The sequence below is a fragment of the Rhizobium sp. CAU 1783 genome (assembly GCF_054551725.1).
Genome location: NZ_JBTOLM010000008.1, coordinates 67,028 through 81,016, shown reverse-complemented (window position 1 = coordinate 81,016; position 13,989 = coordinate 67,028). Strand labels below are relative to the sequence as shown.

Here is a 13,989-nt window from a genome sequence, read left to right as displayed (position 1 = left end):
GATGACAGGCATGACCACTTATCTCGCCGCGGACGAACGCCCGCTGGAGAGCGGCTGGACAGTGCTCATCACCGAAGCCGGATGCTATCACGGACCGCAGGAGATCCACCGGCCCGCAGCCCACGTTCCCGCACCTGTTCCCGGCACCGTCGCGTCCGCCCTGGCGGCTGCCGGGCTGTTCGACCCGCAAAAACCGCATCCGCTGCATGACAAGGATGCTTGGTATTTCCGTTCTCTAGAAGGCGAGAAGGAAGGCCCGGCAATTCTGCGCCTTGCCGGCCTTGCGACCATTGCCGAGGTCTACATCAACGGCGAACTGCGCCTCCAAAGCGAAAGCATGTTCGAGGCACACGACCTTGCGCTGACTCTTTCCGGCAAGGACGAAATCGCCATCTGCTTCCGCGCCCTGCTTCCCCACCTCGAAAAACGCGGCCCGCGTGCGCGCTGGCGCCCCCAGATGATGGACCATCAGGGGCTAAGACTGATCCGCACGACACCGCTCGGCCACATGCCCGGCTGGTGCCCCGAAATCCATCCCGTCGGCCCCTACCGGCCCGTCAGCCTCATCCGCCGGAACACCCACGCGATCACCAATCTGATCCTGCAGGCCAACCTTGAGCCCGACCATACCGGGCGCCTTCTGGTCTCCTTTGACCTAGACGGCGAAGCCTCTGAACTGAGCATTTCCTGTGCCGACAAGAACGCGCCGATGCGCAAGGGCGAGGACGACCGCTGGCAGGCAGAACTGTCGATCCCGGCCATCGAACCCTGGTGGCCCCGCACCCATGGCAAACCGAAACGCCATGACGTGCGACTGACGATAGACGGACTGGCGCATTCTCTGGGCCTCGTCGGTTTCCGCCGCGTCGAGATCGACCGGGGCTCGGACGGCCGCGGCTTCAGGATCGTGATCAACGGCCAGCCGATCTTTTGCCGGGGGGCGGTCTGGACCAATGCCGATATCCTCCGCTTGCCCGGTTCGGCCGAGGACTATGCCCCCTGGCTGACGCTTGCGGCAGAGGCCGGCATGAACATGATCCGCATCGGCGGCACGATGACCTACGAAAGTGCAGACTTCTTCCGTCTGTGCGATCAGTTCGGTTTGATGGTCTGGCAGGACTTCATGTTCGCCAATTTCGACTATCCAACCGGTGACGACGCTTTCGCCGTCCATGTCGAACGGGAAGTCGGGCAGCTTCTCGCCTCCCTGCAAGGTTCTCCGTCGTTGACGGTCCTCTGCGGCGGCAGCGAAGTCTACCAGCAGGCCGCCATGCTCGGCCTGCCCGAGCGGATCTGGAAGACCCCGTTCTACGAGGAGACGCTGCCGGCCCTCGCCCGTTCCTTGCGCCCCGATGTCGCCTATGTCGCGAATTCTCCCTCAGGCGGGGCAATGCCGTTTTCGCCGAACGAAGGCGTCACCCACTATTACGGCGTCGGCGCCTATTGCCGGCCGCTCGACGATGCGCGCCGCGCCGATGTCCGCTTCGCCGCCGAATGCCTCGCCTTCGCCCATGTTCCGCAGCAGTCGACGCTGGATACGCATCTGCCGGTGGCACCGGTCCATGATCCTCGCTGGAAAGAACGGGTGCCGCGCGACCGCGGGGCCTCCTGGGACTTCGAGGATGTTCGCGACCACTATCTGGCCGACCTCTACAAGCTCGACCCGGCCCGGCTGCGGCGCGAAGACCCGGCGCGCTACCTGGATCTTTCACGAGCGGTGACAGGCGAGGTAATGGCGGAGACCTATGCCGAATGGCGACGCGAAGCTTCCAGCTGCAACGGAGCCCTGGCCTGGACGCTTCAGGACCTGCAACCCGGACCCGGCTGGGGACTGGTCGACTCCACCGGAGAGCCGAAGCCCGTATGGTATGCGCTCAAGCGCGCCTTTCGCCCGGTGCAGATCAATCTGCTCGATGAAGGAACCAACGGGCTCGACCTGCACATCCTGAACGAGACCGCATCGGATCTCGCCTGCGAGATCGAGCTTGCCTGCCTGCGGGACGGCAGCCAACCTGTGGTCAGCGGCCGCCGCTCCCTCACCATCGAGGGCAGATCTTCGCTGCGGCTTGCCGCTACCGATCTATTTGGCGCCTTCTTCGACACCACCTATGCCTTCCGCTTCGGCCCTCCTTCGCACGACGTGACCGTCGCCCGCCTGATCGCGCCAGACCACGGACAGATCATTGCCGAGGCCTGCCACTTCCCTCTCGGTCGCGCCGAAGCCATGCATGACGCGGCAATCGAGGCCACCGTCGAGAAGAAAGACGGTGCCTGGAACCTTCTTCTGTCCACACCCTGTTTCGCCCAGTCGGTCTATATCGACGTGGAAGGGTATCGCCCGGAAGATGACTGGTTTCATCTCTTGCCCGGTCACCCGCGACGCATCGAACTGCGCCCGCGCGGCGCAGGAGCGCTCGACCGGAAACCGACGGGTAAGGTCGCGCAACTCGGCTCTAAGCGTCGTATTTCTTTCTGAGGGAAGCGGCCCGGATCAGGTGCCGGGCGGAAAGCGTCGGGCGAGATCGATGATGGTGTCCGTATAGAAACGCCGGGCGGGCGCGGGCGTGAAGTTGTGATCGGCCCCCGGAACCACGGACATATGCGCATTGGGATACCGGCGAAGGCCGCGCCCGGCGCGGCCGAAATGGTCGACGAAATGCTCGAAGCCGACATCGTTCTCGCTGTAGAGCACCACCAGTTCCGTCTTCCGTTCGGCGAGCGTGTGGAACGACCTAGACACCTCCGCATGCACGCCGCGCTGGCCTTGCAGCATCCGGATCAGCGGCCGGGCAAACTGCGACAACCGTCGAACGACGGCCCGGCCGATATTGCCGAGCGCCCGCCTTGCATCGACCCGCCCGGAGAGAAGTCGCCGGAAGGTCTCGAACTGGAACAGGCGATCACGGTAGTCGTCGAGCGACCGCGGCACGTAACGCAACGCGCCATCGATATCGACCGCCGGGTCCCAGTAGAAGACGAAGGGATTGACGACCACCGCCGCGGAAAGTCGCGGATCTGCAACGGCACTGCGGAACGCCAGGTAGGCGCCGCTACAGCGCCCCACCACCACCATCGGACCAAGGTCGCGTCTGGCGAGGAAATCGAGCGCGGCCTGCACATCGGCGACCTGGCAATCCTGATAGAGCACCTGCATCGGCTGCCCCGCAACGGCCGGGCTGTCGCCGATATTGGCACCGTCGAAGCGCAAACTGGCAATTCCGGTACGCGCAAGCTCGCGCGCCATGTCGACCCCGGAGCGCCCCCATCCGGCATGGCGATCATAAGCCGTACCGAGAATGACCACCGTCGCCCCCGTGCGTGGTCCTTGCGGCTCACAGAGGACGCCATAAAGACGGCCGTGCTCTCCGAACCGCGCAGGCGTCTCGCGAAACCCGTCTCCGAGAAGGGCGGGCGCCTCGGCCGGCCGGGGCGACGGGGTCGAAGGCAAGGTAGGGAATGCGGCGGCAACGCCCGTTACCCATTCCAGCAGGCGCAGGCTAACGCCCTCCGGCAGCACCGAAGTCGCGGGATTGGAAATGAAATCGTCATAGCCGGCATAATCCGCCACCTGCACATCGATGCCGAGCGTTTCGAGATGACCGGCAAGCTCCGCATCTGCCGGACGGTCCGCACGCTTGCACACGAATGCACGAGAAAACGGCATCGACGAGAGCTGGCCCACCGCGAGCTTGCGAACATCCGCAGCAATCGCATCCGGCATAGAAAGCCCCGCGATCGAGACCCCCTCGCGTTGCCGAAACGCCTCCGGAACACCAAGCCCTTCATCGACCATCCGCGACCAGATCTGCATCTCGCGCAGGAACGCCCGACCGGACGTCACCGGTGCGAGCAGTGCCATGCCGGCCACGTCGCCGAGGCTTCCGGCAATCTTTGCCGCGAGTGCCGCACCGAGCCCCTGCGCGACCACGATCAAATGGCGGCAACCCGACATTTCCCTGAGCGCGGCAGCAGCGGCGACCACGCTCTTCTCCCAGAGCCCAAGTCCTGCCGAGTGATCGGAAACATCAAGCGCATCGCCCGTACCGGGATAGTCGAAGCGAAGGCTGGCAATACCTTGCAACGCCAACCCTTCGGCCAGGACGCGCCAGAATTTGCGCAGGCACATCTCTTCCAGCCCCCAAGGGCTGACGAAAAGAACACCCACAGCCGATGCCGTGCCTTGCGCCGGCGCGAATAGCCCGACCGTATCGCTGAACGTCACTGGACAGGCGGCCGAGACGCTTGCCGTCGCATCTCCACGCTTGATCTGTTGTGATTCCATGCAAAATCCCCCAGCACGCGCGCGCGTCAGCTGTCCCCTTCGCTTCGGACCGGCTTGGCGAACAGAAAGCCGAGTATGCGATCGGCGATCGCTGTCGCAGGCCCCGGCAGGCGCGTCGCCAGCATCTCGATCGCCTTCTGGTCCTCGACCGGTACGACAGCCAACAGGCGCAGCACCAACACATAGACGAGCGCGCCCGTCATGATCGCAGCGGCGAGACCCACCAGTCCTCCGAAGAGACCCAGCACGCCATAGGCAGACGCGCCACAGGCCGCAGCGGCAGCCGAAATCTTACCGACGGTCAGGAACATCGGCAGCAGCGAACCTTCGAATTCGATCTTGCGCAACATCAGCAGGGCCATGATCAGGAACGCGACCAGACGAACCGCCGCCGCGCCCTCGCCGGCAAATGTCGGCACGAACAGGATTGCTCCGCCCACCATGATGACGGCCCCGACGATCCCGATGTTCAGGCGATCTCGGATGCGATCGAGCGAGAACAGATACTGGGTGCAGATCATGCTGAACACGAAGACCGGGGTTACCAGCGCAAGGATAGCGAGGATCGGGCCACTGGGTTCAAACGCCCGGCCGAAGACCAGTGTCACCAAAGCAGGCGCGATCGCGGCCAGCCCGAAGCTGAGCGGCATGGTGATATAGGCGATGCTCCTGACGACGCTTTCGAAGACGGCCACCGGCAGTCGGTCCGTGTCATGCAGTTTGAGCTTTTCGGAATAATACGGCACGAGGCTGCCCGTCAGCTGGATGGGCAGTTGCATGGCAAGATTGGCAAGCGACAGGGCCGCCGCATAATAGCCCACCATCTCGACGCCGTGATGACGCTCGATGAAGAACAGCTCGACACGGTTGAGGAAGATCGAATCGACGATGTATTGCGCCGAGATGATCAGCGACGAGTTGACCAGATAGCTTGGCGCGATGCCGCAAGGGTCGGCGCGATGGCGCAGGATCCCAAGCGAGTAAAGGAATTGCGGCAGGAAACCGAAGATGTAGCCGCACAACGCCCCAGGCACTCCGTAGGTTACGGCTCCCGCAAGCACGGCGCAGAACTGCAGCGCCCCGGCAATCACGGAAATGCGCAGGAACGCCCCGACATTCTGCTCTCCGAGCATCACGTTCTTGGTGAATGAACCGATCGACTGTACGAAGATGAGGACACCCGTCAGGAGCACCACGGCCGGGGCACTATCGGCCCAGTGCTCATGCTCGGCTACCCAGAAGGCGACGAAGAAGAGGATGGTGATCGCGACCGTCGCGAGGATAACGGGACGCAGGAGATAGGCGGAGAAACCCCGCAAGGCCGCCTCCCCATGTCCCTGCACCCGCAGTTGCGGTAGCTGCCGGAGAAGGATGACCCCTGTCCCGAGCTCGGAGATCAGTGCAGCCGTGACGGCAAGCCACAGCGAGAAGGCGATCATTCCGTTCGCTTCGGGACCAAGCAGACGCGCAGTCACGATCGAGCAGACGAAGCCGACCAGCAGGACGGCGAGGCCTGCCGCGGCGTTCAGGGCCGAATTCGCAACGATTGTCTTGGCCATCAGTTCTTCTCTGCCGGATCCGTTCGATACCGACCCCGGAAGGTCGGTCATCGATCTCTTTTTCTAGTGAAAAAGCCTTAAGGCTTCATGCCGACGCGCGGCAAATGCCTTGACGGCCGGACACTCGAGGCTCACGCGACGTCCTTGTGATCGAACAGCACCTGAACCGCTTCCCGCCAGCTGCGGATCGACGCGGTGTCTATGCTCTCCCGGTCGTAGGACAAGGCCCTGTTGAACGCGTCGACCAGCGATTGCGCATCGTCCGGCTCATAGGCACAGACATGATCACGGCCGGCGGCAGCGAACCGCGGCGCGACGATCGGCAGGCGGCAATAGCTATACTGGATCATCTTCAGGCTGGACTGGCTGAGATAGTCGGCCACCTCGCTGCGGCGATAGGGGGCAAGACCGACCTCCGCATATTTGATCATCGGCACGATGGCCTCGAACGCGACCTCGCCATGGCGGACAACGTTCGCTCGGGCGACGACCGGCACGGCATTCTTGCCGAAAAGGTGGAAAGTCCAATCCGGAAAGGCAACCGCCAGCGTATCGATGGCCTGTCCGTCGAACAGCATGTCACCGACGCTGACGGCGTTGTGGGCCTGCGGATAGGGGTTCGTGCCGGCACGGTCGAACACGTCCCTGGCGATCCCGTGCTGCAGGTAGAACACAGGGACATTCGGCGCAAAGTCGGCGCGCATGGCCTCCGCCATGATGTGCACCAGGTCGTAGTCGCCGATGTTGTCGGTAAGCGCCGCTTCGATGCAGGGATGGACGTGGATTGTGTGGAGCCGGTCGGCCGCATGATAGATGATCCGCGCGTCGGGCGCGGCCTTCCGGATGCGGTGGGTCAGAAGCGGCGGTGGTCCGCTCTCGATCAGGATGTGGGTATAGCCCGGCAGACGGTCCATGACCGCTTTCGGCAGGAACCGGGCATAGAGATTGAAGAGCGGCGTCGACAAACGGTTCAGAAGCGAGAACTTCAGATTTACCGGATGGAAAGGCGCGTTCCAGAGGAACTCCTCGAGGTGCTCGCCGACCTTGTGCCAACGGTTGAAACCGCGTTCGCGCGCATAGGCGAACCGGCCGTCCTTCAGGAAACGGCTGAAGGGGCTCAGGCGGCAGACGAGGAAATCGACATGATCACCGCCGGCACGTAGGGCATCCGCCATGAAATGCAGATCCACCTTTCGCGGCGCATCGGCAAAATGGTGGCCCGTGACGATCAAGACCCGGCGTTTCACCCCATTGACCGTCATGCAGCGAGGCTCCGGAGGTTTCCGATCGCAACCGGATCCAGGGCCTGTTTGTAGATGTCGATGTAACGATCGGCGACGGCATCCCACGCATGTACGGCCGATGCCGCCATCATCTCCGAGCGCTTCGCTAGCGCATCGCCGGAAAGCAGATCGAAAGCCTTTTCGATCTGCTGGGCGCTTTGCTCAGGGTGGGCGAAATCGGCGAGGAAGACACCCGGATGCTGACGGGCAAGCACCTGATAGGCCTCGTTCGCATGCAGGATCGGAACGAGACCGGCACTCATCGCCTCCACGGCGACCAGGCCGAAGCCCTCATACTCGGACGCGGATGCAAACAGCGATGCGCCGCCGATCAGGCGCTTCACCGCTTCGTTGTCGACGCCCACATGCAACGTCACATGATCGGAAAGCCCGCGCCGGGCGATCTCCGCGGAAAGGTTGGCCGCACTGTGGTCCGACGGCGACCCGACGACATCGAGATGCCAGTCTTCGGAACGCCTCGTCAGCACCGTCATGGCGTCAAACAGGCGATCAAGTCGCTTGTTGACGGAAAAGCGGCCGATGGTGACGATGCGGCGCGTGGCAGCTACAGACGAGAGGCCCGCGAACTTGACCGTATCGACGCCATTTTCGACGAGCACGGCTCGGTCGGATGCGATCCGGGAAAAAAGGGCCATGTCAGACTGGCTGCAGCAAAGCAGCGAACGATAGGCAAGCGACGACAGGCGCGTCACCGTTCGGAACCACAATTTCTTGATGGCGGCATATTTCGGCGTGTGGAAGAAGCCGCCATGCGTCGTCGCCACCATGGGCTTGCCGTGCAGAAGACGGGTCCAGGCGAGCGCGTCGAAGAAGAAGTCGATGCCATGGACATGCACGAGATCGGCATCGGCGATATGGCGGAATACCGAAGGAGCAATCGGATAGCGGCTCGAGCCCTTCCACGGAATGCGCACGACCTCGACGCCGTCGATGGTTTCCGCATCCGGAAGCCGGCGATCCCGAGCCGTGAAAAGACTGTCGAGAGTGACGACCCGGACGCGAAAGCCGCGATCCCGCAGGAGCCGGCTGAGATTGGCGACCACGTCTTCCAGCCCGCCCCGTCCGGGCGCGTACTGACGCACGACCTGAACGATGAGTGGAGCTGCGACTGCCCCTTTTCCGGCAATGTCGTTCGACGGATGGATCCGTGTCATTCTTCACCTGTCGGCGTCGCTCATCGACGCAGGAATACTCACCTTCGGTCGGGGCACATAGAGCACGGAAAACTCTTAAGATCACGTATGTCGCGAGCCGGCTGCGATCGAAATGGCGCGGCAGGGTTAATGGGACTTGGAGAAGGACTTTGACGCGGATCGGCGGGCGCGCGCCTATCGTCGATCCAAGGCAGGACAAGCTGCCACGGCCGGTGTTTTGAGCGCAGCGCTCAGACCCTTGAGTTGCGGCCGATCACCTTCCGCGGTTGGCTGAATGTTGAGCTCCTCGCTTGCCGGCCACCAATCGCCGGCGACCCAATAGGACCAGCCGATCCAGAGCGCATTCTCGCGCTCCACCAGTGTCACCATGTCCGAAAGCGCCGATACGCAGGCCTCGCCGGCGGGCACGCCGAATTCCCCCAGATAGCCGCGTTTGCCGTTGGCCTTCAGCCAGCGGGTGAAATTCTCGACCGCTGCCACGGCGTCCGCCGCGCGGCTGCAGTTGCCCTTGGTGCCGGAAAAGTCGTCATCGAAATACTGATGAACCTCATAGGCGTAGTTGTCTCCGGGATCGACGACGCCGAGCATGACCCTGGCGTTCGGCGTGCCGTAGCCGCCACCCTCCCAGCTATGGGCGCCACTCCAGGCGGTACCGGGCACCAGCACGAGATTGTTGGCATGCGTGGCACGGATGCGGGCGAGTGCCGCATTGGCGGCAGCGAGCCACTGTTCGGCCGGCATTTCGTAAGGTTCATTCATCAAGCCGAACACCACGCCGGCCTGATCGGCAAACTCACTGGCAAGCCGCCCCCAGAAATCGGCAAACGCCGCGTTCGAGACGTCGGCAGAGCCAACGACATGTCCCCGATAGCGGGCATAATTGTGCGGATCGAGAACGACATCCAGTCCGGCCGCGCGCAGCCGCGCTACGCTCTCCTTCAGGCGACCAAGCTCGCCCGGATCGAGGGCGCCGCCCAGTTCCGGTTGCAGACGTTCCCAGAGAAACGGCAGCCGAACCGAATTGAACCCCTTAGCCGCGAAGTAGTCGACCGTCTGCTCGCCCGGATAGGTGTAGTCCTTGCCGAGCAAGCCGCCCGCCTCGCCGAACTCCGCTCCGGAAAGATTGATGCCGCGCAGGCAGGCCTGCCCCGCCCCGGCTTGGCCTGCGAGGAGCGTTGCGCCCAGCCCCAGGGCAACCAGGCGCTTCGCAAAGCGTCGCTGGAAACGGTCCGGGAAATCTGAGGCGACCATGTCTTCTCTCCGGTTTGGTTCGCGACTAGTTAGAGATTTCGCAGTCCTCCGGTCAATGTCGAAACGCTTTCCGTCGACTGCCCGTCCTGCCCTCACTCCGGACGACGGGGATACGCTTTAGAAAGGCGCAATAGGAACGGAATTTTCCGTACTCTCCCCTAAGTTCGGGAGCGACGGATGGAACGCTAGGCATCGCCGTCGCGAATAGAAGCCGGCCTCGACACTTGATAATCGAGGGCGCGGAATTTTTATTCGAATAACGGAATCTAGATTCCAAAATCGAGCGGATCGGCCTTTGCCGCATCGTGCGATTGCGGTAGAGACAGCGGCGTTCATCCAAAGGCGAGGAAAAGGTTGATCACATGACGAGCTATGTACTGACGGTATCGTGCAAATCCACCCGTGGCATTGTCGCTGCCATATCGGGTTATCTGGCCGAGCAAGGCTGCAACATCGTCGACTCGTCGCAGTTCGACGACCTCGACACCGGCAAGTTCTTCATGCGCGTCAGCTTCATTTCGCAGGGCGGCGTAAGCCTCGACAAGCTGGTGGAGGGTTTCAAGCCGATCGCCGACAAGTTCGGCATGGTCAGCGAGATCCACGATTCCGCACACCGGATGAAGGTCCTGCTGATGGTGTCGCGCTTCGGCCACTGCCTGAATGACCTTCTCTACCGCTGGAAGATCGGCGCGCTGCCGATCGAGATCGTCGGCGTCGTCTCCAACCACTTCGACTACCAGAAGGTCGTCGTGAACCACGACATCCCCTTCCACCACATCAAGGTGACAAAGGAAAACAAGCCACAGGCCGAAGCACAGCTGATGGACCTCGTCGAACAGACGGGCACCGAGCTCATCGTGCTCGCCCGCTACATGCAGGTGCTTTCCGACAGTCTCTGCAAGAAGATGTCGGGCAAGATCATCAACATCCACCACTCGTTCCTGCCGTCCTTCAAGGGGGCTAACCCCTACAAGCAGGCCTATGAGCGGGGCGTGAAGCTGATCGGCGCCACTGCGCACTACGTGACCGCCGATCTCGACGAGGGCCCGATCATCGAGCAGGACGTCGCCCGCATCACGCATGCCCAGTCGGCGGAAGACTATGTCTCGATCGGCCGCGACGTCGAGGCCCAGGTGCTCGCCCGGGCGATCCACGCGCACATCCATCACCGCAACTTCATCAACGGCAACCGCACCGTGGTCTTCCCGGCAAGCCCCGGATCCTACGCTTCCGAGCGCATGGGCTGACACGTCTTGCATATCCGGCCCGCCCGCAAGGCGGGCCGATTTGCGTTCGGGATGGACGAGCGATTTACCTTTGATAATGTCGGCTATATGATTCTTCCGGGAGAACAGCCATGCCCGACACCGCTCTCCTCCAACGCACGGAGTTGCCGCGCCCCGACGTGTCGGAAGAACAGGCCGCAGCCGTCCTGAAGGAACATTACGGACTCGAAGGCACCATCAAGGAACTCGGCAGCCAGCAGGACCGCAATTTCCGCATAGACACCGGCGAAGCCCGTTACGTCCTGAAAATCTGCCGTTCCGAATATGCAACGATCGAGTTGGCTGCGCAGAACGCCGCCATGCGGCATCTCGCTGCCCAGCCGGACATGGCGCGCATCCCTCAGCCCGTTCTCGCCTCGGGCGGTGAAGACATCCTGTTCGTGACCATCAACGACGAGGACTACCAGGTCCGCTTGCTCACCTATCTCGAAGGCGAGCCGCTGACCCGTCGCAAATATCTTGCCCCGTCGGTGGTCGCCGAACTCGGTGCGCTGACGGCACGCGTTGCCCAGGGCCTCAAGGATTTTTCCCATCCCGGTCTGGAACGACAGTTGCAATGGGACCTGCGCCGCGCCGGCCCGGTCGCGCTGCATCTTCTGAAGTCCGTGACCGACCAGGAGCGCCGCGACCGCATCGCCAAGGCGATGGTCGCCGCCGTCAAGCGCCTCCAGCCTCTGGCCGGCAAGCTGCGGGTCCAGGCGATCCATCACGACATCACCGACGACAACGTGGTCGCCCGTCCGGACGAAACGGGCCGGTTGATGCCCGACGGCGTCATCGACTTCGGCGATGTGATCACCGGCTGGCTCGTTGCCGATCTGGCCGTCACCTGCACTTCCCTCCTGCATCATGCGGACGGCGATCCCTTCTTCATTCTACCGGCCGTACGGGCCTTCCACAGCCGCAATCCGTTGAACGAGGCCGAACTCAAGGCGCTCTGGCCGCTGATCGTCGCGCGCGCCGGCATCCTGGTCGCAAGCACGGAACAGCAGCTCGCAATAGATCCGGACAACGAGTACGTGAAGGGCAACGCCGCCCACGAACGCGAGATGTTCGAGGTTGCGACCTCCGTTCCCTTCACGTTGATGGAGACGGCAATTCTCGACCAGGTCGGCCAGAAGGCACCGCCCTTCGACACGGGCGCGCTCGGCCGCCTGCTCCCGGATATCGACCCGGAAACGATCCACCTCACCGATCTCTCGGTCACCAGTCGCGACCTCGTGGAGGACAACTGGTCCGATCCCCAGATCGACTGGAAAGTCCTGGCGCGCGCGGCGGCCGGCACCGGCGTCGCCTCGACCGCCTATGGCGAATATCGGCTGTCCTATACACGCACGCTGTCGGAACGGTCACCTGCGACCTTCGCGCTGCACATTGACATCTGCCTGCCCGCCACCACATCGGCGGTCGCGCCTTTCGCGGGCAGGATCGTCAAGGATGGGCACCACCTCATTTTGTCTTCCGAGGCAATCTCATTGCACCTCGACGGCCTGGACTGCCCGCTGGACCAAGGCGCGAAGGTCGAGGCCGGTGAGCCGATCGGCGTGGTCGCAGGAGAAAGCGGTGCCGTCGGGGGATTGAGGCTGCAGCTCTGCCGCGATGCCGATCTCGTGCCGCCGCTCTTTGCCCGCCCCGCCCATGTCTCGACCTGGTCCTGGCTCTGCCCGTCGCCGTCGGCCCTGATCGGCACCGATCTGGATGCGCCGCCCCCTCAGAGCGCCGCATTGCTGGCCCGCCGCAGGAAGAGTTTCGCGAAGCCGCAGAAGAACTACTATGCCGATCCCCCGCAGATCGAGCGCGGCTGGAAGGAGCACATGTTCGATGTAACGGGCCGGTCCTACCTCGACATGGTCAACAACGTCACCATTCTCGGCCATGGCCATCCGCAGCTTGCCCGCGCCGCCGGTCGGCAATGGTCGCTGCTCAACACCAATTCGCGCTTTCACTATGCCGCCGTTGCGGAGTTTTCTGACCGGCTCGCCTCCCTTGCCCCGGAGGGGCTGGATACCGTCTTTCTCGTGAACAGCGGTTCGGAGGCGGTCGACCTCGCCTTGCGCCTTGCCTGGGCCAGGTCCGGCGCCCGCAACATCGTCAGTCTGCTGGAGGCCTATCACGGCTGGACGGTGGCGAGCGATGCGGTCTCGACCTCGATCGCCGACAATCCCCGCGCTCTCGAAACGCGACCGGGCTGGGTTCATCCGGTCACCGCCCCGAACACCTATCGCGGCCCTTTCCGTGGCCCCGCATCCACGGCCGACTATGTGGCGAGCGTCGCGAAGGCCCTCGACGAGATCGAGCAGGCGAACGAAGGCCTCGCGGGCTTCATTTGCGAGAGCGTCTACGGCAATGCCGGCGGCATTCCGCTGCCACCCGGCTATCTCGCCGAGGTTTACGGCATGGTCCGCGCCCGCGGCGGCGTCTGCATCGCCGACGAGGTGCAGGTCGGCTATGGCCGGCTTGGGCATCATTTCTGGGGCTTCGATCAGCAGGGCGTCGTGCCGGACATCATCACCATCGCCAAGGGAATGGGCAACGGCCAGCCGCTCGGCGCCGTAATCACCAGTCGCGAGATCGCCGATGCCCTGGAGAACGAGGGATACTTCTTCTCGTCTGCTGGGGGGAGCCCCGTCAGCTGCGTCGTGGGCATGACCGTGCTCGACATCATGCGCGACGAGGCTCTGCAGGAGAACGCCCGCGACACCGGCGACTATCTGAAATCCCGGCTCGAGGCCCTTGGCCAGCGCTTCCCGTTGGTCGGGGCGGTCCACGGGATGGGCCTCTACCTCGGACTGGAATTCGTCCGTGACCGAGAAACACTGGAGCCGGCGATGGAGGAAACCGCGGGCATCTGCGATCGCCTGCTCGATCTCGGGGTCATCATGCAGCCGACCGGCGACCATCTTAACGTTTTGAAAATAAAGCCGCCGCTCTGCCTGTCGCGCGAAAGCGCCGACTTCTTCGCCGAAATGCTGGAAAAGGTGCTTGCCGACGGCTGGTGAGTGCCGTCCACGCTGCGGACAGTTGCTTAATTCGTGATAATATTGCCGAGACATCTCGCTGCAAGTCGTAAACGCTTCGCAAATTGCAATACCAAGCGCGTCAGAAACCGCCTTCACAGCCGCTCGGGAGAGTGCCTATCTTCTCCGCGAAAGC

The 13,989-nt window shown here is 63.2% G+C and carries 8 protein-coding genes; 3 read left to right on the top strand and 5 right to left on the bottom strand.

What is annotated here, in order from left to right; all coding sequences use genetic code 11:
* The first annotated feature begins 1 nt into the window (after window position 1).
* On the top strand, window positions 2-2,476 hold the full coding sequence (locus ACX93L_RS21510) for a glycoside hydrolase family 2 protein (RefSeq protein WP_459406751.1): 2,475 nt from the start codon (window positions 2-4) through the stop codon (window positions 2,474-2,476).
* 15 nt (window positions 2,477-2,491) lie between these two features.
* Here ACX93L_RS21510 and ACX93L_RS21505 read toward each other — a convergent pair whose 3' ends face one another.
* The 5 genes from ACX93L_RS21505 to ACX93L_RS21485 all read right to left on the bottom strand — a co-directional run bounded on the left by ACX93L_RS21505 (window position 2,492) and on the right by ACX93L_RS21485 (window position 9,550).
* Entirely contained in the window at window positions 2,492-4,282 is a 1,791-nt protein-coding gene (locus tag ACX93L_RS21505) for an alpha/beta hydrolase family protein (RefSeq protein WP_459406750.1), read from the bottom strand.
* 26 nt (window positions 4,283-4,308) lie between these two features.
* Window positions 4,309-5,841, bottom strand: coding sequence for a lipopolysaccharide biosynthesis protein (locus ACX93L_RS21500; RefSeq protein ID WP_459406749.1), 1,533 nt, complete (start codon window positions 5,839-5,841; stop codon window positions 4,309-4,311).
* A 131-nt stretch (window positions 5,842-5,972) separates the two neighbouring features.
* Window positions 5,973-7,103 carry a GumK N-terminal domain-containing glycosyltransferase gene (locus ACX93L_RS21495; RefSeq protein ID WP_459406748.1) on the bottom strand — a complete coding sequence of 377 codons (1,131 nt, stop codon included), beginning with the start codon at window positions 7,101-7,103 and terminating at the stop codon, window positions 5,973-5,975.
* Complete coding sequence (locus ACX93L_RS21490) at window positions 7,100-8,299, bottom strand: glycosyltransferase family 4 protein (protein WP_459406747.1); 1,200 nt, start codon at window positions 8,297-8,299, stop codon at window positions 7,100-7,102. Before ACX93L_RS21490 ends, ACX93L_RS21495 begins: the two co-directional genes overlap by 4 nt.
* Before the next feature lie 174 nt (window positions 8,300-8,473).
* Window positions 8,474-9,550, bottom strand: coding sequence for a glycoside hydrolase family 5 protein (locus tag ACX93L_RS21485; RefSeq protein WP_459406746.1), 1,077 nt, complete (start codon window positions 9,548-9,550; stop codon window positions 8,474-8,476).
* A gap of 362 nt (window positions 9,551-9,912) precedes the next feature.
* Here ACX93L_RS21485 and purU point away from each other — a divergent pair, with 362 nt between their 5' ends.
* On the top strand, window positions 9,913-10,797 hold the full coding sequence (purU, locus tag ACX93L_RS21480) for a formyltetrahydrofolate deformylase (RefSeq protein WP_459406745.1): 885 nt from the start codon (window positions 9,913-9,915) through the stop codon (window positions 10,795-10,797).
* A 110-nt stretch (window positions 10,798-10,907) separates the two neighbouring features.
* The gene (locus tag ACX93L_RS21475; RefSeq protein ID WP_459406744.1) at window positions 10,908-13,835 is read left to right on the top strand and encodes an aminotransferase; all 2,928 of its coding nucleotides are present in this window, start codon (window positions 10,908-10,910) and stop codon (window positions 13,833-13,835) included.
* The last annotated feature ends 154 nt before the right edge of the window (window positions 13,836-13,989 follow it).